General features: G+C 73.4%; 19 protein-coding genes. 4 read left to right on the top strand and 15 right to left on the bottom strand.

Translation table 11 applies throughout. The features are described 5' to 3' along the window. Positions 1 to 206 precede the first annotated feature (206 nt). Positions 207 to 2,918 (bottom strand): aconitate hydratase AcnA, encoded by a 2,712-nt coding sequence (gene acnA, locus ABZ721_RS25445; RefSeq protein WP_358791053.1) that lies wholly within the window; start codon positions 2,916 to 2,918, stop codon positions 207 to 209. Positions 2,919 to 3,358: 440 nt separating this feature from the next. Between acnA and ABZ721_RS25440 the strand changes: the two genes are divergently transcribed. The 3 genes from ABZ721_RS25440 (at position 3,359) to ABZ721_RS25430 (ending at position 6,896) form a co-directional block, all read left to right on the top strand. Then, positions 3,359 to 4,888 carry a UDP-N-acetylglucosamine 1-carboxyvinyltransferase gene (locus tag ABZ721_RS25440; RefSeq protein ID WP_358791005.1) on the top strand — a complete coding sequence of 510 codons (1,530 nt, stop codon included), beginning with the start codon at positions 3,359 to 3,361 and terminating at the stop codon, positions 4,886 to 4,888. A 179-nt stretch (positions 4,889 to 5,067) separates the two neighbouring features. Beyond that, positions 5,068 to 6,024, top strand: coding sequence for an ATP-binding cassette domain-containing protein (locus tag ABZ721_RS25435; RefSeq protein ID WP_358791052.1), 957 nt, complete (start codon positions 5,068 to 5,070; stop codon positions 6,022 to 6,024). A gap of 50 nt (positions 6,025 to 6,074) precedes the next feature. Further along, positions 6,075 to 6,896 (top strand): ABC transporter permease, encoded by an 822-nt coding sequence (locus ABZ721_RS25430; protein WP_358791004.1) that lies wholly within the window; start codon positions 6,075 to 6,077, stop codon positions 6,894 to 6,896. A gap of 87 nt (positions 6,897 to 6,983) precedes the next feature. Here ABZ721_RS25430 and ABZ721_RS25425 read toward each other — a convergent pair whose 3' ends face one another. The 6 genes from ABZ721_RS25425 to ABZ721_RS25400 all read right to left on the bottom strand — a co-directional run bounded on the left by ABZ721_RS25425 (position 6,984) and on the right by ABZ721_RS25400 (position 16,066). Next, a complete protein-coding gene (locus ABZ721_RS25425; RefSeq protein WP_358791003.1) occupies positions 6,984 to 10,121 on the bottom strand; it encodes a BTAD domain-containing putative transcriptional regulator in 3,138 nt (1,045 codons plus the stop codon). Positions 10,122 to 10,269: 148 nt separating this feature from the next. Further along, complete coding sequence (locus tag ABZ721_RS25420; RefSeq protein ID WP_358791002.1) at positions 10,270 to 11,307, bottom strand: ABC transporter ATP-binding protein; 1,038 nt, start codon at positions 11,305 to 11,307, stop codon at positions 10,270 to 10,272. Continuing rightward, positions 11,304 to 12,344: an ABC transporter ATP-binding protein gene (locus ABZ721_RS25415; RefSeq protein ID WP_358791001.1), complete on the bottom strand. Its 1,041-nt coding sequence runs from the start codon at positions 12,342 to 12,344 to the stop codon at positions 11,304 to 11,306. The genes ABZ721_RS25420 and ABZ721_RS25415 overlap by 4 nt, the downstream gene beginning before the upstream one ends. Further along, the gene (locus tag ABZ721_RS25410; RefSeq protein WP_358791000.1) at positions 12,344 to 13,330 is read right to left on the bottom strand and encodes an ABC transporter permease; all 987 of its coding nucleotides are present in this window, start codon (positions 13,328 to 13,330) and stop codon (positions 12,344 to 12,346) included. The genes ABZ721_RS25415 and ABZ721_RS25410 overlap by 1 nt, the downstream gene beginning before the upstream one ends. After that, positions 13,327 to 14,310 carry an ABC transporter permease gene (locus ABZ721_RS25405; protein ID WP_358790999.1) on the bottom strand — a complete coding sequence of 328 codons (984 nt, stop codon included), beginning with the start codon at positions 14,308 to 14,310 and terminating at the stop codon, positions 13,327 to 13,329. Before ABZ721_RS25405 ends, ABZ721_RS25410 begins: the two co-directional genes overlap by 4 nt. A gap of 13 nt (positions 14,311 to 14,323) precedes the next feature. Beyond that, complete coding sequence (locus tag ABZ721_RS25400; protein WP_358790998.1) at positions 14,324 to 16,066, bottom strand: ABC transporter substrate-binding protein; 1,743 nt, start codon at positions 16,064 to 16,066, stop codon at positions 14,324 to 14,326. Between the two features lie 123 nt (positions 16,067 to 16,189). Here ABZ721_RS25400 and ABZ721_RS25395 point away from each other — a divergent pair, with 123 nt between their 5' ends. Continuing rightward, complete coding sequence (locus tag ABZ721_RS25395; protein WP_358790997.1) at positions 16,190 to 17,560, top strand: aminopeptidase P family protein; 1,371 nt, start codon at positions 16,190 to 16,192, stop codon at positions 17,558 to 17,560. Positions 17,561 to 17,571: 11 nt separating this feature from the next. Here the strand turns inward: ABZ721_RS25395 and ABZ721_RS25390 are convergent, their stop codons facing one another. The 8 genes from ABZ721_RS25390 to ABZ721_RS25355 all read right to left on the bottom strand — a co-directional run bounded on the left by ABZ721_RS25390 (position 17,572) and on the right by ABZ721_RS25355 (position 24,994). Next, positions 17,572 to 18,294: a GntR family transcriptional regulator gene (locus ABZ721_RS25390; RefSeq protein ID WP_358790996.1), complete on the bottom strand. Its 723-nt coding sequence runs from the start codon at positions 18,292 to 18,294 to the stop codon at positions 17,572 to 17,574. A 112-nt stretch (positions 18,295 to 18,406) separates the two neighbouring features. After that, positions 18,407 to 19,408: a proline racemase family protein gene (locus tag ABZ721_RS25385; RefSeq protein ID WP_358790995.1), complete on the bottom strand. Its 1,002-nt coding sequence runs from the start codon at positions 19,406 to 19,408 to the stop codon at positions 18,407 to 18,409. 54 nt (positions 19,409 to 19,462) lie between these two features. Then, positions 19,463 to 20,401 (bottom strand): dihydrodipicolinate synthase family protein, encoded by a 939-nt coding sequence (locus tag ABZ721_RS25380; RefSeq protein WP_358790994.1) that lies wholly within the window; start codon positions 20,399 to 20,401, stop codon positions 19,463 to 19,465. Between the two features lie 48 nt (positions 20,402 to 20,449). Then, positions 20,450 to 21,892: an NAD(P)/FAD-dependent oxidoreductase gene (locus ABZ721_RS25375; RefSeq protein ID WP_358790993.1), complete on the bottom strand. Its 1,443-nt coding sequence runs from the start codon at positions 21,890 to 21,892 to the stop codon at positions 20,450 to 20,452. Between the two features lie 34 nt (positions 21,893 to 21,926). Further along, a complete protein-coding gene (locus ABZ721_RS25370; RefSeq protein WP_358790992.1) occupies positions 21,927 to 22,241 on the bottom strand; it encodes a (2Fe-2S)-binding protein in 315 nt (104 codons plus the stop codon). Next, a complete protein-coding gene (locus tag ABZ721_RS25365) occupies positions 22,231 to 23,421 on the bottom strand; it encodes an FAD-binding oxidoreductase (protein WP_358790991.1) in 1,191 nt (396 codons plus the stop codon). The genes ABZ721_RS25370 and ABZ721_RS25365 overlap by 11 nt, the downstream gene beginning before the upstream one ends. Before the next feature lie 62 nt (positions 23,422 to 23,483). Then, complete coding sequence (locus ABZ721_RS25360) at positions 23,484 to 23,882, bottom strand: RidA family protein (RefSeq protein ID WP_358790990.1); 399 nt, start codon at positions 23,880 to 23,882, stop codon at positions 23,484 to 23,486. Then, positions 23,879 to 24,994, bottom strand: a complete 1,116-nt coding sequence (locus tag ABZ721_RS25355) for an acyl-CoA dehydrogenase family protein (protein ID WP_358790989.1) — start codon at positions 24,992 to 24,994, stop codon at positions 23,879 to 23,881. Before ABZ721_RS25355 ends, ABZ721_RS25360 begins: the two co-directional genes overlap by 4 nt. Positions 24,995 to 25,017: the final 23 nt, after the last annotated feature.

Genomic DNA, 25,017 nt, shown 5'->3' with positions numbered 1-25,017 from the left:
TTGAGACCTGGCCGAAACGCGGAGGGGCAGACTCCGTTTGTGGAACCTCCTCGAACAGTAGGCATTTGCCTTCACTTATCTACCACTGACCACACCCGTTGCGTTCAATTATTGAAGGACAAATGCGGACGGACCGCACCCCCGAGTGAGGGGTGCGGTCCGTCCGGACCACCGCCGCGGGCCGCTGGGGCCCGTGGCGGGGGTTCCTACTTGGTGATCAGCGAGCGCAGCACGTACTGCAGGATGCCGCCGTTGCGGTAGTAGTCCGCCTCGCCGGGGGTGTCGATGCGCAGCTTGGCGTCGAACTCGACGTCGCCGGCCGTCACCTTCACCGTCTCCGGGATCCCGCCGTCGTTCAGCGCGGTCACGCCGGTGAAGGAGAAGGTCTCCTCGCCGGTGAGGCCCAGGGAGGCCGCGGTGGCGCCCTCCGGGTACTGCAGGGGCAGGACGCCCATGCCGATCAGGTTCGAGCGGTGGATGCGCTCGTAGGACTCGGCGATGACGGCCTTGACGCCGAGCAGCGCGGTGCCCTTGGCCGCCCAGTCGCGGGACGAGCCCGAGCCGTACTCCTTGCCCGCCAGGATGACCAGCGGGATGCCGGCGGCCTGGTAGTTCTGCGAGGCGTCGTAGATGTACGCGACCGGGCCGCCCTCGACGGTGAAGTCGCGGGTGAAGCCGCCCTCGGTGCCCGGCGCGATCTGGTTCCGCAGCCGGATGTTGGCGAAGGTGCCGCGGATCATGACCTCGTGGTTGCCGCGGCGCGAGCCGTAGCTGTTGAAGTCACGGCGCTCGACGTTGTGCTCGGTCAGGTACTTGCCGGCCGGGGTGTCGGCCTTGATCGCACCGGCCGGGGAGATGTGGTCGGTGGTGACCGAGTCGCCCAGCAGGGCCAGCACCCGGGCGCCGATGACGTCGGTGACCGGGGTGGTCTCCATCGTCATGCCGTCGAAGTACGGGGGCTTGCGGACGTAGGTGGACTCGCTGTCCCACTCGAACGTGTTGCCGGTCGGGATCGGCAGCGCCTGCCACTGGGCGTCTCCGGCGAAGACGTCCTGGTAGGACTTGTTGAACATGTCCTCGCCGATGGCGTTGGCGACGACGTCGTTGACCTCGGCCTCGGTCGGCCAGATGTCCTGGAGGTAGACCGGCTTGCCCTCGGTGTCGGAGCCGATGGCGTCCTTGGTGATGTCCACCTTCATGGAGCCCGCGATGGCGTACGCGACGACCAGCGGCGGCGACGCCAGGTAGTTCATCTTGACGTCGGGGTTGATCCGGCCCTCGAAGTTGCGGTTGCCCGAGAGCACCGAGGTGACGGCCAGGTCGTGCTCGTTGATCGCCTTCGAGATCTCCTCGTCCAGCGGACCGGAGTTCCCGATGCAGGTGGTGCAGCCGTACCCGACGAGGTTGAAGCCCATCTTGTCGAGGTACGGGGTCAGGCCCGCCTTGTCGAAGTAGTCGGTGACGACCTTCGAGCCCGGGGCGAGGGTGGTCTTGACCCACGGCTTGCGGGTCAGGCCCTTCTCGACCGCCTTCTTGGCCACGAGCGCCGCGGCGACCATGACGTAGGGGTTCGAGGTGTTGGTGCAGGAGGTGATCGCGGCGACGGTGACGGCGCCGTGGTCGAGCTCGAAGGACGTGCCGTCCGCGAGCGTGACCAGGGTCGGGCGGGTCGGCACGCCGTTGGTGGCGGCCGGGGCGTCGGAGGCCGGGAAGGACTCCTTGCCGGCCTCGTCGTCGTCCTCGACGTAGTTGCGCACGTCCTGGGCGAACTGCTGCGAGGCGTTGGCGAGCACGATGCGGTCCTGCGGACGCTTCGGGCCGGCGATCGACGGGACGACCGTGGAGAGGTCGAGCTGCAGCTTCTCGGAGAAGTCCGGCTCGGCGGCCGGGTCCAGCCACAGGCCCTGCGCCTTGGCGTACGCCTCGACGAGCGCGACCTGCTGGGCGTCGCGGCCGGTGAGCCGCAGGTACTTCAGGGTCTCGTCGTCGATCGGGAAGATCGCGGCGGTGGAGCCGAACTCCGGCGACATGTTGCCGATGGTGGCGCGGTTGGCGAGGCTGGTGGCCGCCACACCCTCGCCGTAGAACTCGACGAACTTGCCGACGACGCCGTGCTTGCGCAGCATCTCGGTGATCGTCAGCACCAGGTCGGTGGCGGTGGTGCCGGCCGGCAGCTCGCCGGTCAGCTTGAAGCCGACGACGCGCGGAATGAGCATCGACACCGGCTGGCCGAGCATCGCGGCCTCGGCCTCGATGCCGCCGACGCCCCAGCCCAGCACACCGAGGCCGTTGACCATGGTGGTGTGCGAGTCGGTGCCGACGAGGGTGTCGGGGTACGCCTGGCCGTTCCGGACCATGACCGTGCGCGCCAGGTGCTCGATGTTCACCTGGTGGACGATGCCGGTGCCCGGCGGGACGACCTTGAACTCGTCGAACGCGGTCTGGCCCCAGCGCAGGAACTGGTAGCGCTCCCGGTTGCGGCCGTACTCCAGCTCCACGTTCTGCGCGAACGCCTCCGGGGTGCCGAACTTGTCGGCGATCACGGAGTGGTCGATGACCAGCTCGGCCGGGGCCAGCGGGTTGATGCGCGACGGGTCGCCGCCGAGCTCCTTGACGGCCTCACGCATGGTGGCGAGGTCCACCACGCAGGGCACGCCCGTGAAGTCCTGCATGATCACGCGGGCCGGCGTGAACTGGATCTCCTGGTTGGGCTGGGCGCTCGAGTCCCACCCGCCGATGGCCCGGATGTGGTCGGCGGTGATGTTCGCGCCGTCCTCGGTGCGGAGCAGGTTCTCCAGCAGGACCTTCAAGCTGTAGGGAAGGCGGGCGGAGCCCTCGACCTTGTCCAGCTTGAAGATCTCGTACGACTCGTCGCCCACCTGCAGCGTGCTGCGGGCGTCGAAGCTGTTCGCCGACACGACAGTCTCCTTCATGCATGTAATTCGCGCGTACCACCGCAATCCTGCCGACACGACCGGCACGACTCCATGCCGATCCGCTAAGGTGAGCGCCAAGTAAGGTATGCCTTACCTAGCAGCCCGGTGACTGCGGCGTGGTACGCCTCGGCAGATATCTCGATGTCGAGATAACTCTAGTACATCACCGGTGCGGGGTCATGCCCCGGCACCCCCGTGCCGCTGACGCATGCCCGGCTCCGGGCTCCGGTACGCACGGGGCCATCCGGCGTAATCGTTCACACGATCGGGCGGTTAAATCTCATATCCGAGATAGCCGCCTTGCGGGAAGCCGCCGGATCTGGAGCGAAATCGCGATCCGTACCCCGTTCCACGGGATCCACACGTCGCGACCCCGTTCCCCCACACGGCCTCCATCTCATGTGTGAGATACCGTTTGACACATGATCGATGACTACCTCGCCCGTATCGGCAAGCTCATCCGTGACGCCCGCCAGCACCGCGGCTGGACCCAGTCCCAGCTCGCGGACGCGCTGGGCACCAGCCAGAGCGCGGTCAACCGCATCGAGCGGGGCAACCAGAACATCAGCCTGGAGATGATCGCCCGGATCGGCGAGGCGCTGGACAGCGAGATCGTCTCGCTCGGCTACTCGGGGCCCATGCACCTGCGGGTCGTCGGCGGGCGCCGGCTGTCGGGCGCCATCGACGTGAAGACCAGCAAGAACGCGTGCGTCGCGCTGCTGTGCGCCTCCCTGCTGAACTCCGGCCGCACCACGCTGCGCCGCGTCGCCAGGATCGAGGAGGTCTACCGGATCCTGGAGGTGCTCAACAGCATCGGCGTCCGCACCCGCTGGCTCAACGACGGCAACGACCTGGAGATCGTGCCGCCGGCCGAGCTGGACCTCGACGCGATGGACACCACGGCGGCCCGCCGCACCCGCAGCGTGATCATGTTCCTCGGCCCGCTGCTGCACCGCAACGAGCGCTTCAAGATCCCGTACGCGGGCGGCTGCGACCTCGGCACCCGGACGGTGCAGCCGCACATGAACGCGCTGCGCCACTTCGGCCTCGACGTGACCGCCACCGACGGCACCTACCACGCGTTCGTCGAGCGGCAGATCTCCCCGGCCCGCCCCATCGTGCTGACCGAGCGCGGCGACACCGTCACCGAGAACGCGCTGCTGGCCGCCGCCCGCAACGACGGCGTCACCGTGATCCGCAACGCCAGCTCCAACTACATGGTCCAGGACCTCTGCTTCTTCCTGGAGGAGCTCGGGGTGCGGGTCGACGGCGTCGGCACCACCACGCTGACCGTGCACGGCGTCAGCGACATCGACCGCGACGTGGACTACGCGCCCTCCGAGGACCCGGTCGAGGCGATGAGCCTGCTCGCCGCGGCCGTCGTCACCGAGTCGGAGCTGACGATCCGCCGCGTGCCGATCGAGTTCCTGGAGATCGAGCTGGCGGTCCTGGAGGAGATGGGCCTGGACCACGAGCGCACCGCGGAGTACCGGGCCGACAACGGCCGGACCCGCCTCATCGACCTCACCGTGCGCCCCTCCAAGCTCCGCGCGCCCATCGACAAGATCCACCCGATGCCGTTCCCCGGCCTCAACATCGACAACGTCCCCTTCTTCGCCGCCATCGCCGCGACCGCCCAGGGCTCCACGCTCATCCACGACTGGGTGTACGACAACCGCGCGATCTACCTCACCGACCTCACCCGGCTGGGCGCCGGCGTCAAGCTCCTCGACCCGCACCGCGTCCTCGTCGAGGGCCCGACCCGCTGGCGCGCCGCCGAGATGATGTGCCCGCCCGCGCTGCGCCCGGCCGTCGTCATCCTCCTCGCGATGATGGCCGCCGAGGGCACCTCGGTGCTCCGCAACGTCTACGTCATCAACCGCGGCTACGAGGACCTCGCGGAGCGCCTCAACACGATCGGCGCGCAGATCGAGACGTTCCGCGACATCTGACCGGTCCGCAGGGGCACGGCTCGCGCGTGGGGGGCGCGGCCCGGGTCGCTGACGCCCCCTGACAGCCGCCGGGCGGCGTCGTCAGGGGGTGTCAGCGGACTGTCCGCGGGCTGTCAGCGCGGCTCGCCATCGTCATGGTCGTCGAGAACGACGAGGACCATGACGAGGAGCTGTTCACCATGGGGTACGCGATCCGGGCCGAGGGCCTGGTCAAGAGGTACGGCGACTTCACCGCACTCGACGGCGTCGACCTGGAGGTGCCGGCCGGCAAGGTCGTCGGCGTTCTGGGTCCCAACGGCGCGGGCAAGACCACCACCGTGCGGATCCTGGCCACGCTGCTGCGCCCCGACGCCGGGCGCGCCACCATCGGCGGCCACGACATCGCCCGGGACCCGGTCAGGGTCCGGCAGCTGATCGGGCTGACCGGGCAGTTCGCCTCCGTGGACGAGACCCTGTCCGGCACCGAGAACCTGGTGCTCATCGGGCGGCTGCTCGGGCTGTCCCGGCGCGACGCGAAGGCGCGGGCCGCCGGGCTGCTGGCGGACTTCTCCCTCACCGAGGCGGCGCGCAAGCCGATCGCCACCTTCTCCGGCGGCATGCGGCGGCGGCTGGACCTGGCCGCCTCGCTGGTCGGACGGCCGCAGGTGCTCTTCCTGGACGAGCCCACCACCGGCCTCGACCCGCACGCCCGGCAGGAGGTCTGGAAGGTCATCCGCCAGCTGGTCGCGGACGGCTCCACGGTGCTGCTGACCACGCAGTACCTCGAGGAGGCCGACCAGCTCGCCGACTCCATCACCGTCTTCGACCAGGGCCGCAAGGTCGCCGAGGGCAGGCCCGGGGAGCTCAAGCGCCGCGTCGGCGGGCAGATCCTCCAGGTCCGCCCCGCCATGGCCGCCGACGTGCCGCAGGTGGCGCGGCTGCTCGCCGAGCTGTCCGGCCACTCCCCCGCGCAGGACTCCGGTGTGCTGACCGTCCCGGCCGACGACCCGCTGCTGGTCGCCGCGGTGGCCCGCCGGCTGGACGGCGCCGGCATCACCGCCGACGAGCTGGGCCTGCGGCTGCCCAGCCTCGACGAGGTCTTCCTCGCCCTGACCGGCCACGCGCCGGCCGCCGAAGAGCAGCCCGTCGCCGTCTGAGCCCGGCCACCCCCTTCCCCACGCCGCGTTCCACCGAGAGGACCCCTGACATGAGCACCCCGACCCTCAGCGCCCCCGCCGCCGCCGCGCTCCCCGGCCGAATCGGCCTCGGCCGGACCGCCCAGCACAGCTTCGCCCTCGCCGGGCGCGGCGTCACCAAGTTCATGAAGTCGCCGATGCAGCTGGTCGACGTGATCCTCACGCCGATCATCAGCCTGCTGATGTTCATCTACCTGTTCGGGGACGCGATGTCGGGGGGTGACACCCACGCCTATCTGCAGCACGTCACCCCCGGCGTCATGGTCATGGCCGTCTTCCAGGCCAGCATCGGCGTCGGCGCCTCGCTCAGCGCGGACGCCAGCACCGGGATCTTCGACCGGTTCCGCAGCATGCCGATCGCCCGCTCCAGCCCGCTGATCGGCGCCGTGCTCGCCGACATCGTGCGCTACGTCGCGTGCCTGGCCACCCTCGTCGTCCTCGCCCTGGTCATGGGGTACCGCTTCGAGACCGACCCGGTCGCCTCGCTCGCCGCGTTCGGCCTGCTCATCGGCTTCGCGCTGAGCTTCTCGTGGATCTCGGTCTACCTTGGCATGCTCATCAAGAACCCCACCTCGGTACAGGGGCTGATGACCATCCTGATCCTGCCGCTCACCTTCGCCAGCAACGTCTTCGTCTCCGACAACAAGATGGCCGGCTGGCTCCAGGCCTGGTCCGACGTCAACCCCGTCTCCCTGGTGGCCGACGCGGTCCGCGGCCTGCTCAACGGCGGCCCGGTCGCCGACTCGCTGCTCGGCAGCCTCGCCTGGATGGCCGGGGTGGTCGTGGTCTTCTTCCCGCTCGCCATGCGGGCCTACCGGAAGAACGCCGGCTGACCCGCCGGCGACAAGCCCGGCCGGGCGGAGTCCGCACCACGGGGGTGCGTGGACCCCGCCCGGCCGTCCGTACATCCGCGGCGGCCCTCAGCCGCGCGGCGCCGCCCGCAGGGCCTCGGCCTCCAGCCAGCGCAGCGCGTCCTCGCGGGAGTACGCGGCGCCCTCGTCGTACGCCTTGTCGAAGCCCTCCGCGCCCAGCGTCGCCACGATGCGGTCGATCAGCTCGCGCCACTCCGGCTCGCCCCGGTCGAAGGCACCGCGCATCACCTGGCTCATGCCGAGCGACCGGGCGCCGTCCTCGGGAGCCCCCTCCAGCGTCCGCAGCCCGCCCAGCAGTTCCGCCACCCAGGCGAGCGCGGCGCCCGCGCCCTGGCCGAGCAGGGCGCCGGCCGCCTCCGGCAGCAGCGCCCTGGCCCGGACCGCGTCTCCCTCGGCGAGGCGGTTCTCGATGCGGGTGCTGACGATCAGGTCGCGGGCCAGCCCGCTGAGGGCGGGCCGCCGGGCGCCCAGCGCCTCCAGCCGGTCCAAGGTCGCGTCGGAGCGCGCCAGGTCGCCGGCCCTGCGGTGCACATTGGCCAGCCCCACGAGGATGTTGGCCTCCAGGCGCAGCTGCCCGCGCTCGCGGGCCTGCCGGTGGGCGGCGTGCAGATCGCGGAACGCGCCCTCCAGGTCGCCGCTGCGCCGGCGCTCGCGGGCGAGGCGGGCCTTGCTCAGGTAGAGGTAGTCCTCGGTGCCGAGTTCGGAGCTGAGGGCCACGGTCCGCTCGAAGGTGGCGATGGCCTCGGGGTACTCGCCGCGCAGGGAGTGGTCGCGGCCGATCGGGAACAGGCTCATCACCAGCCCCCAGCGGTCGCCCACCTCCTCGAAGCCGCGCAGCGCCTCGATCCGGGACGCGGCACCGGTGACCAGGTCGCCCTGCTCGGTCAGGGCGAAGTCCCGCGCCAGGTGGGCGCTGGCCCGGACCCACGGGTCGGGCGAGTCGAAGGGGTCCTGCTCCGCGCCGCCGCCGGGACCCGACCCGCGGGCGGGGAAGGAGACCCGGGACATCCGCAGGAGCAGCACGGCCGGGTGGAACTCCCGCGCGGTCGCCGACTCGCCGTCCGCGGCGCGGGGTTCGCCGTCCGGCGCCGGTACGGGGTCGGCCCCGGCGGCCTGCGCCAGGTACGTGTCGAGCCGGGTGCCCATCCCCCGGATCCCCCAGTACCAGAACAACGCTCCGGCGAAGCGTTCCGCCAGGGCCGGGTCCCGGGCGTCGGCGACCGAGCGCAGCGCGAGGACGAGGTTGTCGTGCTCGGCGTCGAAGACCTCGATCGCGCGCAGTTGCTCCCCGGTGCGCAGCCGCGGTTCGTGCTCCTCCGCCAGGGCCAGGAAGTACCCGGCGAAGCGCTGGGCGACCGCCGCGGCCTCGGCGGCGGCGAGCTGCCGCTCCGCGTACGCCCGCACCGTCTCCAGCATCCGGTAGCGCGGCTCGCCCGCCCCCTCGTCCACGGTGTGGACCAGCGACTTCTCGACCAGGGCGTCCAGGACGTACGGGACGTCGGCGGCCGGCAGCGACGCGTCCGCGCAGACCGCTTCGAGCGCGGGGACGGTCGCGCCGCCCGGGAACACCGACAGTCTGCGGGCGAGGATCCGCTCGGGCTCGTCGAGCAGGTCCCAGCTCCACTCGACCAGCGCGAGCAGGGTGCGCTGGCGGGGCAGCGCGGTGCGGCTGCCCGAGGCGAGCAGCCGGAAGCGGTCGTCCAGGCGGCGCGCGATCTGCTCGACGCTCATCGAGCGGAGCTTCGCCGCGGCCAGTTCGAGGGCGAGCGGCATCCCGTCGAGCCGCCGGCAGACCTCCACCACGGCGTCGAGGGTCGCGTCGTCCAGCGTGAACTCCGGCCGGACACCGCGGGCCCGGTCGACGAAGAGCCGGACGGCGGGCGACTGCGCGGCCTCGGCGGGCTCCGGCGCTCCCATCGGGATGTCGAGGGGGCCGAGGTGGCACAGCGACTCCCCGGTGATGGCCAGGGCCTCCCGGCTGGTGGCGAGGATCCGCAGCTCGGGGAGCTGGTCCAGCAGGTCGGCGGTGAGTTCGGCGGCCGCCTCGACGAGGTGCTCGCAGTTGTCGAGCAGCAGCAGGGCGTCCCCGCTGCCGAGGAGGCCGGCCATCCGCTCGACCGGGGTGGCCCGCCGGCCCTGGCCAGCGTCGTAGAGGCGGCCGTCGGTGGAGCTGAGGGCGCCGAGCACCGCGTCGGCCAGCTGGTCCGGGGCGCTCACCCCGGCGAGCGGCACGAACCAGACCCGGCCGCGCGCGTGGGCGCGGTCCAGGGAGGCGGCTTCGAGGGAGAGCCGGGTCTTGCCCGCACCGCCGGGGCCGACGATGGTGACGAGCCGGCCGCGTTCCAGCTGGTCCGCGAGGCGCAGCAGTTCGCCGTCCCGTCCGACGAAGCTCGTGAGCCGGGCCGGCAGGCGGCTCGGCGCCGGCTCGGCCTTCTCCGCGGGCGTCCGCAGCTCGCCGCGCAGCAGCTCCAGATGGATCTCCCGCAGGTCGGCGGCCGGATCGACGCCGAGCTCCTCGCCGAGCCGCCCGCGGATCGCCTCGTACACCGCGAGGGCGTCGGACTGCCGTCCGGCCGCGGCCAGCGCCCGCATCCGCAGCCCGGCGACCCGCTCGCTCAGCGGCCGTTCGGCCCCCGCGGCCTCGAGGTCGGCCAGCACCTCGCCGTACCGCCCGAGCCGCAGCTCCGCGTCGCAGCGGTCCTCGGCCGCCGCGGTCCGCAGATCCTCCAGCCGGGTCGCGACGGGCCCGGCGAACGGGGCGTCGAGGACGTCGGCGAGCGCCGCGCCCTGCCACAGCCCGAGTGCCGTCGCCAGCAGCGGGGCCGCCTCGTCGGGGCGCCCGGCCGCCAGCGCCCGCCGGCCCCGGGCCGCCTGCTCCTCGAAGTGGTGCGCGTCCACGTCCTCGGGCCGCACCGACAGGCGGTAGCCGCCGGACGCGGACTCCAACCGCGCGGCGCCGCGCAGCGCCCTGCGCAGCCGGGACACCAGGGCCTGGAGCGCGTTGGCCGCCTCGGCGGGCGACTCCTCCCCCCACAGGCCGTCGATGAGGGAGTCGACGGAGACCGTGCGGCCCTCCTCCAGGGCGAGCCGGGCGAGGAGCATCCGCAGCCGGACGCCCCCCACCTCGACCGGCGTCCCCTCGTCGGCGAACACCTGAACCGGTCCCAGCAGCACTACGCGGACCACCGCGGCCTCCCCCTCTGCACCGACCGGACCCGCCGGGTCGATCACTGTTACGACGACGGGTCAGCATCACGCACGCGACGGCGCTCGTAAAGTTCGGGGCCGGTGCGTGCAGGGGCCGGTGCGTGCAGGGGCCGGTGCGCTCAGGGGCCTACGCGTTCGGGGCCGGCTCCGGGAAGTGGCAGGCGGCCTCCCGCTGCCCGGGGCCCGCGATCCGCAGCGGCGGCGCCTCGGTGCGGCAGATCTCCCGCGCCTTGTGGCAGCGCGGGTGGAAGGTGCAGCCCGCCGGCGGACGCGCGGGGCTGGGCGGGTCGCCGAGCAGCACGATCCGCTCCCTGGCCCGCTCCGCCGCCGGGTCCGGCAGCGGGACGGCGGACAGCAGCGCCCGCGTGTACGGGTGGGCGGGGGCGCCGTACACCTCGGCCTTGGGGCCGATCTCGACGATCCGGCCGAGGTACATCACCGCGACGCGGTCGCAGACCCGCTTGACGACCGACAGGTCGTGCGCGATGAAGAGGTAGGCGAGGCCGAGTTCGCGCTGCAGGGTCTCCATCAGGTTCACGATCTGCGCCTGGATCGAGACGTCGAGGGCGGACACCGGCTCGTCGGCGACGATCAGCCGCGGGCCGGTGGCCAGCGACCGGGCGATGCCGATGCGCTGGGCCTGGCCGCCGGAGAACTCGTGCGGATAGCGGTCGAGGTGCTCGGGGGCGAGGCCGACCAGGTCCAGCAGTTCGGCGGCGCGCCTGCGCGCGTCGGCCGCTCCGCCGCCCTGCGCCAGGATCGGGTCGGCGATGATGCGGGCGACCGTCTGCCGGGGGTTGAGGGACGAGAACGGGTCCTGGAACACCATCTGCACATGGCGCCGCACCGGGCGCAGCGCGCGGGCCGACAGGTGGCTGATGTCGCGGCCGTCGAAGGCGACGGTCCCCGAGGTGGGCTCCAGCAGCCGGACGACCATCCGTCCGGTGGTGGACTTCCCGCACCCCGACTCCCCCACCAGGCCCAGCGTCTCGCCCGCGGCGATGTCGAACCCGACGCCGTCCACGGCCCGGACGGGGGCGCCCGCGCGCCCGGCGCGGGTGCGGCGGCCCGGGAACGTCTTGACCAGGTCGCGGACGGACAGCAGCGGCGGCGCTCCGCCGTCCGCCGGGGCGCCGGGGGCGGCGGCCGTCTCCAGGGCGCTCATCGTGATCCTTCCGCGACGGGGACGGCCGGGGCGGACGGCCCGCCCGCGTCCAGGGGGTGGTGGCAGGCCACCTGGTGGCCCTGGGCGGCCGCGCCGAAGGCCGGCCGCTCGGCGGCGCACCGGTCCCGCTCGGCGGCGCTGCCGGCCGCCGCCCGTGGACAGCGCGGCAGGTAGGAGCAGCCGGGAGGCGGCGCGAGCAGCGAGGGCGGGCTGCCCGGGATGGCGCGCAGCGGCGCGTCGTCGGGGTCGTCGAGCCGGGGCAGCGAGTCGAGCAGGCCGCGGGTGTACGGGTGCGCGGGCGCGGCGAACAGCCGGTCGACCGGGGCCTGTTCCGCGGCCCGGCCGCCGTACATCACCAGCACCTCGTGGGCGACACGGGCGACGACCCCCAGATCGTGGGTGATCATCACGACTCCGAGGCCGCGGTCGGCCTGGATGCGCGCGATGAGTTCGAGGATCTGCGCCTGCACGGTGACGTCGAGCGCCGTGGTGGGCTCGTCCGCGATCAGCAGGTCCGGTTCGCAGGCCAGCGCCATGGCGATCATGACGCGCTGGCGCATGCCGCCGGAGAACTGGTGCGGATGGTCCGCCGCCCGCCGGGCCGGCTCCGGGATGCCGACCTCGCCGAGCATCTCGACGGCCCGCCGCCGCCCGGCCGCCCGGCCCGCCCCGAAGTGCACCCGGTAGTGCTCGGCGACCTGTTCACCGACCGTGTAGTAGGGGTGCAGGCTGGACAGCGGGTCCTGGAAGATCATCGCCATCCGGCGGCCGCGCAGCCGGTTGAGCTCGCGGTCGGGCAGCCCGGTCAGCTCCCGGCCGTCGAACGCGATCGACCCGCTCACGGCCGCACCGCGGTGCAGGCCCATGACGGCCAGCGACGTGACGGACTTGCCCGAGCCGGACTCGCCGACGATGCCCAGGGTGCGGCCCGCCTCGACGGTGAAGCCGATGCCGTCGACGGCGCGGACCGGACCCGCGGGGGTGGGGAAGGCGACCTGGAGGTCGCGGACTTCGAGCAGCGGGCCGGACGCGGCCATCAGTACCTCACTCGCGGGTCGACGAAGGCGTAGAGGAGGTCCACGGCCAGGTTGGCGATGACGATGAAGAAGGCCGCCAGCAGGGTCACGCCGAGGATCACGGGCTGGTCGGAGCGGACCAGGGCGTCGTAGAAGAGCCGTCCGACGCCCGGCAGCCCGAAGATGGACTCGGTGATGACGGCGCCGGCCAGCAGTCCGCCGAGGTCCATTCCGAACAGGGTGAGGATCGGCGTCATCCCGGAGCGCAGCCCGTGCTTGACGACGACGGTGCGCTCCGGCATGCCCTTGGCGCGGGCGGTGCGGATGTACGGCTCCGCCATCGCCTCGATCATCGAACTGCGGCTCTGCCGGGCGTACATGGCGGCGTAGAGCAGGGCCAGCGCCAGCCAGGGCAGGACGAGGTTGGCCGCCCAGTCGAGCGGCCCGGCGGTGAGGTCGGTGTAGGTGGGGTACGGCAGCACTCCGGCGATCCTGATCACGCCGTAGATCAGCATCACCGAGGTGAAGTAGACGGGCATGGAGGCCGCCGCGACCGCGCCGACCATCAGGGTGCGGTCGACGAGGGTGTCCTTGCGCAGCGCCGCGGTGACGCCCGCGCCCAGCCCGAGCAGCAGCCACAGCACCGCCGCGCCGGCGGCGAGCGAGACGGAGACCGGCAGCCGGTCCATCAGCAGGTCCCACACCGGGATCGCGTTCTCGTAGCTGTAGCCGAAGCAGGGGAAGCCGCAGCGCAGCGCGTGCGGGCCCTCCCCCAGGGTGCGGCCGGAGAAGATGCCGGCGAGGAACTCGCCGAACTGCCGCCAGATCGGCTGGTCCAGGCCCATGGAGTGGCGGACCAGTTCGAGGCGCTCGGGGCTGCAGCTCTTGCCGCAGGCGGCGGCCGCCGGGTCGGAGGGCAGGACGTAGAAGATGGTGAAGGTGATGGCGGAGATCGCGAGGAGCACGCCGGCGACCCCGGCGAGCCGGCGGGCGAGGTAGAGGATCACCGGCGGCCTCCCCGGGGGTCGAGGATGTCGCGCAGCGCGTCGCCGAGGAGGGTGAAGGCGAGGACGGCCAGGAAGAGGAAGCAGCTGGGGATGAGGAAGTACATCGGGTCGGTCTCGTAGAACGCGACGCTGTCGGCGATCATCTGGCCCCAGGAGGGCGTGGGCGGCCGGACGCCGACGCCGAGATAGCTGAGGGCGGCCTCGGTGCTGATCATCCCCGGCACCAGCAGCGTGGTGTACGCGATGATCGGCCCGGCGACGTTGGGCAGGATCTCCCGGCCCAGGATCCGCCAGGCGCCCGAGCCGCCGACCCGGGCGGCCTCGACGTACTCGCGGTGCTTGACGGAGAGCGTCTCGCCGCGGACGACGCGGGCGATGCCGGGCCAGCCGAAGACCCCGATGACGGCGGTCATCAGCAGGATCCGGTTGACGTCCCGGGCCACCGACATCATCGCGATCATGAAGATGAGGGACGGGAAGGACATCGTCAGGTCCATCAGCCGGCTGAGCACGGCGTCGGTGCGGCCGCCGAAGTAGCCGGCCGCGATCCCGGTGGCGGTGCCCGCGACGACGACCACCGCGGTGGCGCTCAGCGAGATCAGCAGCGAGACCTGGGCGCCGGTGACGACCCGGGCGAACAGGTCGCGTCCGGTGACGGGTTCGACGCCCAGCCAGTGGTCGGCGCCGATGCCGCCGAGCGGTCCCAGCGGCAGCCCGCCGAGGTAGGGGTCGACGGCGGTCTGGTCGAACTCGGTGGGCGACCAGCCGCCGAGCGCGCCGAGCAGCGGCGCCCCGGCGGCCATCACGACGAGCAGCGCCACGACCACCAGGCCGAAGCGGGCGGCCGGCCGGCGGCGCAGTTGCCGCCAGGCGAGCCGCCACGGCCCGGCCGCGGGGACGGTCCGCGGCGCGGGTGCGGCGGCGGTCCGCGGCGCGGGTCCGGGGGGAGGTACCCGTTCGGGCACGGTGCGGGTGGCCATCGCGGTGCGCCCCTCAGCCCTGGCTCTTGGACGGGTCCTTGAGGCCGATGGCCGCGTAGTCGAGCTGGCCCGACCACACCGGGTGCCCGTAGGCGCCCGCGATGTTGGTGCCGACCAGCAGCGGCTTGCGCTCCAGCATCAGCGGGACGGCCGGGGACTCGGCCATGATCTGCGCGTCGAGCGCGATCCAGGCCTGGTCGGCCCGGGCCGCGTCGGACATCGCGGTGATCTCGTCCATCCGCCGCATGACGGCGTCGTCGCGGAACTGGGAGTAGTTGCCCTGGTTGCCCTTCTCCCGGATGGTGCGGCCGTCGAAGACGAAGGGCAGGAAGGTGGAGCCCGACGGGTAGTCGGGGCACCAGCCCGCCATCACCATGTCGGGCGCGCTCCTGGTGTCGCCGATCGACTCGTAGTAGGCGGACGGGTCGACGGTGTTGATGGTGACCGCGACCCCGACCCGCGACAGTCCCTGCTGGATCGCCTCGGCCCTGGTCTTGTCGCCGGTGGAGACGGTGAAGGTGGCGCGGAAGCCGCCGTCCTTGCCGGCCGCCTTCAGCAGTTCCCTGGCCTTGCCGACGTCACCGGCCGGCGCGATCTTCAGGGTGTCGGCCTGCCGGGAGCCGGTGAGGGCGGGCGGCAGGTAGGCGGTGGCGATGTCGTTGAGCGCGGGGCCGCCGGACGCGGTGAGCAGCGACGCCTTGTCGACCGCGTACTGCATGGCCTCGCGGACCTTCGGGTCGTTGAACGGGGCCCTGCTGGTGTTCAGTTGCAGCATCACGGTGCAGCCGTTGGACTCGGCGATCAGCCGGCTCCTGACATCGGCCTTGGGCAGCACCTTGGGCGCGCTCTCGGGCCGCATGTTGGCCCACTCGACCGTGGAGGCGTCGCCGCCCGCCGAGGCGATGACGCGGTCGTCGACCTGGCCGCCCTTGAGCCCCTGGACGAAGACGAAGCGGTCCGGGTACGCCTTGCGGACGGTGTCGGTGGCGGCGTCCCAGTGCGGGTTGCGGACCAGGACCAGCTTCTTGCCCCGGTCGTAGCGCTCGACCTTGTAGGGGCCGGAGGAGAACGGCCGGGCGTCGTACTGCGCGCCCTTCTCGCGGGCCTGCGGGACGGGCGAGAAGGTGGGCAGCGTGACGGTGGAGGCGAACTCGGCGACCGGGCGCTTGAGCCGGAAGACGATGGTGAGGTCGTCGGGGGTGACGATGGAGCCGAGGTGCTTGCCCGTCAGGGGCCCCTGGTAGCCCTTGGTGTCGGCCAGGTACTGGGCGGCGTAGTCCGGGCCGCCGGTGAGGTCGGGGGAGAACGACCGCTCGACGTTGTACTTGACGTCCTGAGCGGTGATCGGGGTGCCGTCCTCGTACTTCAGGCCCTTCTTGAGGGTGAAGGTCCACACCTTGCCGCCCTCGGTGGAGGTGCCGAGGTCGGTGGCCAGGTCGGGGACGACCTCGCTGCCGGCCTTGCCCGGCTCGCTCCTGAAGGTGGTCAGGGTCCGGTAGAGCAGCCGGATCCCCAGGTCCATGTTGGGCATCGTCCAGTTGCGGGCCGGATCCAGGTGCGAGAAGTCCTGGTTGGACAGGACGGTCAGGGTGCCGCCCTTGGCCGGGATGCCGCCGACGACCTGTCCGTCGTTGGCCGCCACCGGGTTCTTCCCCCCGGTGGGACCGGCCTTCGCGTCGCCGGAACAGCCCGTGATACCGAGGGCGAGGGACGCCAGAAGGGCGGTGGACAGGGCGAGTTGGGTGCGCTGGGTCATATGGGCCACTCCGTTGCGAGGAACCGCACTCTGTGATGTGACCCGTAACATAGTAATGTGAAATTGCACTGACAAGGTGTGCGCGTCGCCGTTACCGACCCGTGTCCGAAGGAGCCCCTCGCGATGAACGGAACACCCGCCCGCCCGCATACGGGAAGCCACGACCTGCCCACCTCACCGGAGTTGGACGCCTTCATGGGCACCCGGTGGGCCGCCTCCCCGCTGCCGGACAGCACCCGCGTCCCCGCCGCGCACCTCACCCCGGCCCGCCGCGACCGGCTGTCCGCGCGCTTCCCCGGCGAACGGCTCGTCGTCCCCGCCGGGCAGCTCAAGGTCCGCTCCAACGACGACGACTTCCGCTTCCGCCCGCACAGCGCCTACGCCTGGCTCACCGGCCTGACCGGCGAGGACCAGCCGGGCAACGTGCTGGTCCTGGAGCCGGACGGACCGTCCGGGCACGAGGCGGTGCTCTACCTGCGGCCGCGCTCACCGCGCAGCGAGCCCGGGTTCTACCGCGACCGCCGCTACGGGGAGTTCTGGGTCGGGCGCCGTCCCGACCTCGCGGAGGCCGAGCGGATGACGGGCATCCGGTGCGCGCACCTGGACGCGTTCGGCGCCCTGCCGCCGGGCCGCGACGCCGCCACGGACGCCGAACTCGCGAGCGCGCTGTCGGAGTTGCGGCTGGTGAAGGACGCCTGGGAGGTCGGCCAGCTGCAGCTCGCCGTGGACCACACGGTCGCCGGGTTCGAGGACGCCGTCCGCTCCCTGCCGCGCGCCCTGCGGCACGCGCGCGGCGAGCGCTGGATCGCCGGGACGTTCGACCGGCGCGCCCGCGCCGAGGGCAACGGCACCGGGTACGACACCATCGCCGCCTCCGGCGCGCACGCCTGCGTCCTGCACTGGACCCGCAACGACGGCCCGCTCGATCCCGCCGAACTGCTGCTGCTCGACGCGGGCGTGGAGACCGACACCCTCTACACCGCCGACGTCACCCGCACCCTGCCGCTGTCCGGCACCTTCTCCCCCGTACAGCGGCAGCTGTACGACCTGGTTTTGGCCGCGCAGGACGCCGGCATCGCGGCGCTCAAACCCGGTGCGTGCTTCCGGGACTTCCACCTGGCCGCGATGGGCGTCATCGCCGAGGGGCTCACGGACTGGGGCGTGCTGCGCGCCGACGCGCGGGAGAGCGACCTCTACCGCCGCTACACCCTGTGCGGCAGCGGCCACATGCTCGGCCTGGACGTCCACGACTGCGCCCAGGCCCGGGCCGGGACCTACCTCGACGGGACGCTGGAGGAGGGCCACGTCCTCACCGTCGAACCCGGCCTGTACCTGCAACCCGACGACGAGACGCTGCCGTTGGAACTGCGCGGCATCGGCATCCGCATCGAGGACGACCTGGTGATCACCCCGGACGGCGCCCGCCTGATGTCGGGCGCGCTGCCCCGCGACGCCGCGGGCGTCGAGGCGTGGATGGGCGCGCTGCTCGGCTGACCGCCGGGGGGCTACGCCCCGCCGAGCCGCCGCTTGAGGACCGGTTCCGGCTTCGCCGGGGCCGGCTCCTCCTTGCCCACCGCCCACAGGGACCTGACGTGCCCGAGGTGGCGGGCCATGCACTCCTCGGCCGCCTCGGCGTCTCCCGAGATCATCAGGTCGAGCAGCTCGACGTGCTCCTCGGCGGACGACACCAGCTCGCCGCGCTCGTCCAGCCGCGTCAGCCCGTACAGGCGCGAGCGCTTGCGCAGATCGCCCACCGCCTCCACCAGCCGCTCGTTCCCGGCCAGGCCGAGAAGGGTGAGGTGGAAGCGGCGGTCCGCCTCCAGGTACCCGATGAGGTCGTGGGCCCGCGCGGCGGCGACGATCTCCTCGGCGACCGGCCGCAGTTCCTCCAGCTGTTCCGCGGTGGCGGTGCGGGTGACCCGGCCGACCGTCGGGACCTCGATGAGGGCGCGGATCTCGGTGTACTGGTCGAGGTCGCGCTCGTTCATCTCGGTGACGCGGAAACCCTTGTTGCGCACCGGCTCGACCAGGCCCTCGCGGGCCAGATCGAGCATCGCCTCGCGCACGGGGGTCGCCGAGATGCCGAAGTCCGCGGCGAGCGCGGGCGCCGAGTAGACGACACCGGGTCGCAGTTCGCCGGCGATGAGCGCGGCACGCAGCGCGTGGCCGACCTGATCGCGCAGCCGCTCCTGCGCCGTGATCAGGTTGCGCTGTTTCAGGTCACCCATCGCTGTTCCTCCGTCGTCCCGCGGGGGTCCAGCGTACAATGTCACGTTGCTTTCGAGCCCCGGAAGGCGCCGTCGGCAGAGGTGGCAGCGGTGACAGTGGTGGCAGCGGCGGTCACAGCAGGAACCCGCCGGGGAAGGGGTCCGACGGGTCCAGGAAGTACTGGGCGGTGCCGGTGATCCAGGCGCGGCCGGTGACGGTGGGCACCACGGCGGGCAGCCCGCCGACCGTCGTCCGCTCGACGAGCCGGCCGGTGAAGGACGTGCCGATGAACGACTCGTTGACGAAGTCGGTGTGCAGCGGGAGTTCACCGCGCGCGTGCAGCTGCGCCATGCGCGCCGAGGTGCCGGTGCCGCACGGCGAGCGGTCGAACCAGCCGGGGTGGATGGCCATCGCGTGCCGGGACCGCCGCGCGTCGGAGCCGGGGGCGATCAGCTGGACGTGCTTGACGCCGCTGATGTCCGGGTCCTCCGGGTGCACCGGCCGGTCCGCCGCGTTGATCGCCTCCATCACCGCCAGCCCGGCGGCGAGGATGTCGTGCCGGCGCTCGCGCGCGAAGGGCAGCCCGAGGTCGGCCAGCGGCAGCATCGCGTAGAAGTTGCCCCCGTAGGCGAGGTCATAGCTGAGCCTGCCGTGCCCCGGCACGTCCACCTTGAGGTCCAGCCCGGCCGAGAACGCCGGGACGTTCCGCAGCGTGACGGCGGTGGCCTCCCCGTCCCGCACCTGGACGTCGACGGTGACGAGTCCGGCGGGCGTGTCCAGCCGGACGGTGGTGACCGGTTCGGTGACCGGCACCATGCCGGTCTCGACGAGGACGGTGGCGACGCCGATGGTGCCGTGGCCGCACATCGGCAGGTAGCCGGAGACCTCGATGTACAGCACGCCGTAGTCCGCGTCGGGGCGGGTCGGCGGCTGCAGGATCGCGCCGCTCATCGACGCGTGCCCGCGCGGCTCGTACATCAGCAGCGTGCGCACCCGGTCGTGGTGCTCCATGAAGTACAGCCGGCGCTCGGCCATCGTGGCCCCGGGGATGACGCCCACGCCGCCGGTGATGACGCGGGTCGGCATGCCCTCGGTGTGCGAGTCCACGGCGTGGTAGATGTTCCGGCTGCGCACGGGGTCCTCCTGCTCGTCGGTTTCCAGGATCGTTCTCGTCGGTGCTCCGGCGGGTCAGCCGAGTCCTTCGGCCATCGCCTTCTCGGTCGCGGCGCGCACGGCGGCCTCGATGTCGGCGCAGAGCGCGAAGCGCGGCGGGCGGACGGGGCCGCCGGTCCGGCCCACCAGGTCCATCGACACCTTGATGGCCTGGACGAACTCGGGCTTGGAGTCCCAGCGCAGCAGCGGGTGCAGCGCGCGGTAGAGCGGCACGGCGGTGTCGAGGTCGCCGGAGAGCGCCGCCCGGTACAGCGTGGCGCAGGCCTCGGGGAACGCGTTGGGATAGCCCGCGATCCAGCCGACGGCGCCCGCGATGCCGAGTTCGAGCAGGACGTCGTCGGCGCCGACCAGCACGTCCAGGCCGGGGGCGAGTTCGGCGATCTCGTAGGCCCGGCGGACGTCGCCGGTGAACTCCTTGACCGCGACGATGCTGCCCTCGTTGTAGAGCTCGGCGAGCAGTCGCGGGGTCAGGTCGACCTTGGTGTCGAACGGGTTGTTGTAGGCGACCACCGGCAGTCCGGCCCTGGCCACCTCGGCGTAGTGCGCGCGCACCGCCCGCTCGTCGGCGCGGTACGCGGTGGGCGGCAGCAGCAGCACGGAGCCGGCGCCGGCCTCACCGGCCTGCTCCGCCCAGCGCCGGGCCTCGGCGCTGCCGTAGGCGGAGACGCCGGGCATGACGCGGTCGCCGTCGCCCGCCGCCTCGACGGCGGTGCGCACCACGCGGGACCGCTCGTCGTCGGTGAGGGTCTGGTACTCGCCCAGGGAGCCGTTGGGCACGACACCGTCGCAGCCGGACGCGATGAGCCAGGCGACGTGCTCGGCGTAACCGTCGTGGTCCACGCGGAGGTCGGTGTGGAAGGGGAGGGCGGTGGCGACCATGATGCCGTGCCAGGGCTGGTCGCGGGGTGGGGTGTTCGTGGTCACGGTGGTTCTCCCTTTAGTGAGGTGTGACATTTTACTGGGTGTCGGAGGGGCATCACAAGAGGTGCGGAGGCGGCAGTCCTACGGTTCTCGCGGCGGCTCGGCCGGCTCCAGCAGCACGGCCAGCGGCACCGGGCAGGAGAGCGGACGGCGGTCGGGGCCCGCTCCGGAGCCCGCCAGGCAGTCGACCGCCGGGCCGCACATCCGGCCCTGGCACCAGCCCATCCCCGCGCGGGTGAACAGCTTGACGGTGCGGGCGTCGCGGGCGCCCAGGTCGGCGACCGCCGCACGGATCCCGCCCGCGGTGACCTCCTCGCAGCGGCACACGTCGGTGTCGTCGTCCAGCCAGTCCGGCCAGCCGTCGCCCGGCCGGTGGACGGCCGCCATCACCGCCGCGAAGGCGCGCAGCCGCGTCCGGGCACGGAGCGGCGTGGCCGCCCGCCGGGCGTCGGGGCGTGCGGCGGAGGGTGCCGCGGCGGCGATGGCGAGGGCCGCCAGCTCCCCCTCGGCGAGCGCGAGTTGCGCACCGCCCACTCCCCCGGCCTCACCGGCCGCCCAGACTCCGGGCACCGAGGTCCGCTGGCGCGCGTCCAGGACGAGGGCGTGCGTGCCGTCGGGGGTGCGGCGGGTGGCGCAGCCGAGGCCGGTGGCCAGCTCCAGCTGCGGCACCAGGCCGTGGCCCACCGCCAGCGCGTCGCAGGCGATCCGCCGGCCGGTGCCCGGCACGGGACGCCAGTCCCGGTCCAGCCGGGAGACGGTGACGGCCTCGACCCGGTCGGTGCCGTGCGCCCGCGTCACCGCGCGGCGGGTGAGCGGGCGCAGGCCGTGGCGCAGCAGGGTGGCGCCGTGGACCGCGCCTTCGAGGAGCTTGCCCGGGTTGGCGGCCAGTGACCGGGGGCTCCTGGCGTACGCGGCGTAGCCGGCCGCCTCGACGACGGCGGGGATCCTCGCGCCCGCGGCGGCCAGCGAGCCGGCGACCGCCAGCAGCAGCGGGCCGCTGCCCGCCACGACGACGCGCCGTCCCGGCAGCACCAGGCCCGACTTGAGCATCGCCTGGGCGCCGCCCGCACCGACCACCCCGGGCAGCGTCCAGCCGGGGAAGGGTAGTTGCCGCTCGTAGGAGCCGGTGGCCAGCAGCAGCGCGCGGGACGTCACGGCCGCGCTGCCCTGCTCCGGGCCGTCGGGGCCGGTGACGGCGTGCGCCGTCCACGCCGCCGGGCCGGCGCGTTCCACGGTCCAGACGTGGTGGCGGGCGAGGTGCCGGACCCGTCCCGCCGCGGTGTGCCGGTCGAGCCGGCGCAGCAGCGCGGCGAAGGCGGCCCAGCCGTGGTGCAGCGCCTCGGGGCGCGCGGCGCCGAGGCCCGGCGCGGGGTGGCGGTAGTACTGGCCGCCGGCGGCCGCCGCCGCGTCGAGCAGCGCGACGCTCAGCCCGAGGTCGGCCGCGGTCACGGCGGCGGCGAGCCCGGCGGGGCCGGCACCGATGACCGCGAGGTCGTACGCCGCGGGGGCATGCTGCGCGGGCACGGCGGGCACCGCGGGTTCGGACGGCTCGGACGGTTCAGACGGCGAGGTCGGCACGGCCGTGGCCCTCCTGGGTGGTGACGAGGTCGCCGGGGCGGGCCGGGACCAGGCAGGCCCGCTGGTTGGGGACGCCGTTGACGGTGACGAGGCAGTCGTAGCAGGCGCCGATCCCGCAGAAGGCGCCGCGCGGGCGCCCGCCCACCCGGGTGGTGCGCCAGGCGAGGATGCCCGCCGCCCACAGGGCCGCGGCGATGCTCCGGCCGGGCAGCACGGGCACGGCCCGGCCGTCCATCCGGATCTCGAACGACGGCTCGGGGACGGCCCCGGCCAGGTCGAGGGGGTCACGCGCCATCGTGGGGTCCTTTCGGGTCCGCCGCGCCGGGGAACCGGTCGGGGCGGAACGGTGTCAGGTCCAGGGCGGGCCGCTCGCCCCGGATCGCGGCGGCGAGCAACAGCCCGGTCGCCGGGGCGAGTCCGATGCCGGCGCCCTCGTGCCCGCAGGCGTGGAAGAGGCCGGGCGCGCGCGGGTCCGGCCCGATCGCGGGCAGGTGGTCCGGCAGATAGGGCCGGAAGCCGTGGTAGGCGCGCAGCACGCGGACCCCGGTCAGCACCGGGAAGAGCCCGGCCGCCCCGGCCGCGAGCCGGCGCAGCACCTCGACCCGCAGCGTGCGGTCGAAGCCCACCCGCTCCCGGCTGGCGCCGATGAGCACCGGACCCGAGGGGGTGCCCTCGACCACCGGCGAGGTCTGCAGGGCCGCCGAGCCGCTGGCCACGTCGGCGACGTAGTCGGCGGCGTAGACCTTGTGCCGGACGAGCCGGGGCAGCGGTTCGGTGACGAGGACGAAGCCGCGCCGGGGCATGACCGGCAGCTCCACCCCGGCCAGCGCGGCGAGTTCGCCGCCCCAGCTCCCGGCCGCGTTGACCACGGCGGGTGCCCGCAGCTCGCCCCGGTCGGTGCGCACCCCGGACACCACGCCGCCGGGGCCGGGGCCGGTCAGGACCGCGGTGACCTCCTCGCCGAGGCGCAGCAGCGCCCCGGCGCGCCGGGCGGCGCGCAGCAGGTGGGCGGCGGCGAGGGCGGGCTGGACCTGGGCGTCCTGCGGGTAGTGGAAGGCGCCGGCGAGGCCGGGCGCCAGGTGGGGTTCGGCGTCGTGCAGCCGGTCCGCCGGGACCCGGGCGACGGTGACGCCGGCCGCCGCCTGGCCGGCGGCGAAGGTGCCGAGGGCGTCCAGGCGGGCCTCGTCGGACGCGACGACGAGGCCGCCCTTGGACTCGAACTCGATCTCCGGTGGGAAGTCGTCGGCGAGCTCGCGCCAGAGCCTGGTGGACAGCAGCGCGAGGTCGAGTTCAGCGCCGGGCTCCTTGTCGGAGACCAGCAGGTTGCCTTCACCGGCGCCCGTGGTGCCGCCCGCGACGGAGCCGCGGTCGACCACGGCGACGGACAGTCCGGACCGGGCGGCGTAGTAGGCGCAGGCCGCGCCGACAACCCCGGCCCCGACGATGACGACGTCCAGCGAGTGTCTCGTGGGCACCGCAGTAATATGTCACATGGCGTAGGCGCTGCCAAGGGATCACGCAGCGTACGGCCGCGGTCCTACGACAGGACGGCGATCCCGTCGAGTTCGACCATCGCCTCCTCGTCCCAGAGCCGGACCACTCCGACCACCGCCATCGCCGGGTAGTCGCGGCCCGCCAGCGTCCGCCACAGCCGCCCGAGTTCGGGGGCGTGCTCCCGGTAGGCGGCGACGTCGGTGGTGTGCACGGTGAGCCGGGCCAGGTCGGCGGGGCCGCCGCCCGCGGCGGCCAGCGCCGCGAGCAGGTTGCCGAGCGCAAGCTCGAACTGGGCCGGCAGCGTGTCACCGACGATCTTGCCCGCCGGGTCGAGGGCGGTCTGCCCCGCCAGGAAGACCAGCGTGCGGCCGGTCGCGGTGACGGCGTGGCTGAAGCCGGTGGGCGGCGACAGCTCGCCGGGGTTGATGCGCCGCAGGCTCATCGGTAGAGCTCCTTCGCGATGATGGTGCGCTGGACCTCGGTGGCCCCTTCATAGATACGCGGCGCCCGCACCTCGCGGTAGAGGTGCTCCAGCAGGTGCCCGCGCTCCAGCGCGCGGGCACCGTGGATCTGCACCGCCCGGTCCACCGCGAACTGGGCCGTCTCGGTCGCGTACAGCTTCGCCATCGCCGACCGCTTCGCGATGTCGGGCGCCCCGCTGTCGTACGCCTCCGCGGCGGCGTAGACGAGCAGCCGCGCGGCCTCGGTGCGGGTCGCCGTCTCGGCGAGCGCGTGGGACACGGCCTGCAGGTCCTTGAGCGGGCCGCCGAAGGCGGTGCGCGCGCCCGCGTGTTCGGTGGCGGCGTCGAGGGCGGCCTGCGCCATGCCGACGGCGAACGCCCCGACGCTGGGCCGGAACAGGTTCAGGGTGTCCATCGCGACCCGGAATCCCCGGCCGGGCTCGCCCAGCAGGTCGGCGGGGCCGACCTGCACCCCGTCGAAAGCGAGCGATCCGAGGGGATGCGGGGAGAGCATGTCCAGGTGCTCGCCGGAGAGCCCCGGCCGGTCGGCGGGGACGAGGAACGCCGTCACCCCGCGCGACCCGGCGCCCGGCGTGGTGCGGGCGAAGACCGTGTAGAAGTCGGCCTGCGGGGCGTTGGAGATCCAGCACTTCTCGCCGGTCAGCCGCCACCCCGGCCCGTCCGGTTCCGCGGCCAGCCCCAGCGCCGCCGCGTCCGAGCCGGCGGCCGGCTCGGTCAGCGCGAAGGCGGCGACCGCCCGGCCCGCCGTGACCTCCGGGATCCAGCGGGCGGCCAGCTCCGCGCTGTGCAGCACCGGGTGCGCGCCCAGGCCCTGCAGCGCGAGAGCCGTCTCGGCCTCGGTGCACTCGCGGGCCAGCGACTCCCGCAGCAGGCACAGGTCCATCGCCGACACCCGGCCGCCGGGCGGGAAGACCCGCTCCAGCAGGCCCAGTTCGCCCAGCTCCGCGAGCAACGGGCGGTTCACCCGGCCGGGTTCGCCTGCCTCGGCCAGCGGCCGCAGCCGGCTCGCGGCCAGGGCGCGGACCTCGGCGCACCACTTCAGTTGTTCCGGATCGAGAGCGAACGAGGGCATCGGCGCCTCCAAGCGGTATCGCG

This window comes from Streptomyces sp. NPDC006733, from assembly GCF_040636125.1.
Classification (GTDB): domain Bacteria; phylum Actinomycetota; class Actinomycetes; order Streptomycetales; family Streptomycetaceae; genus Actinacidiphila.
The sequence above is the reverse complement of the archived record's forward strand: the minus strand, read 5'-3'. Positions and strand labels throughout refer to the sequence as shown.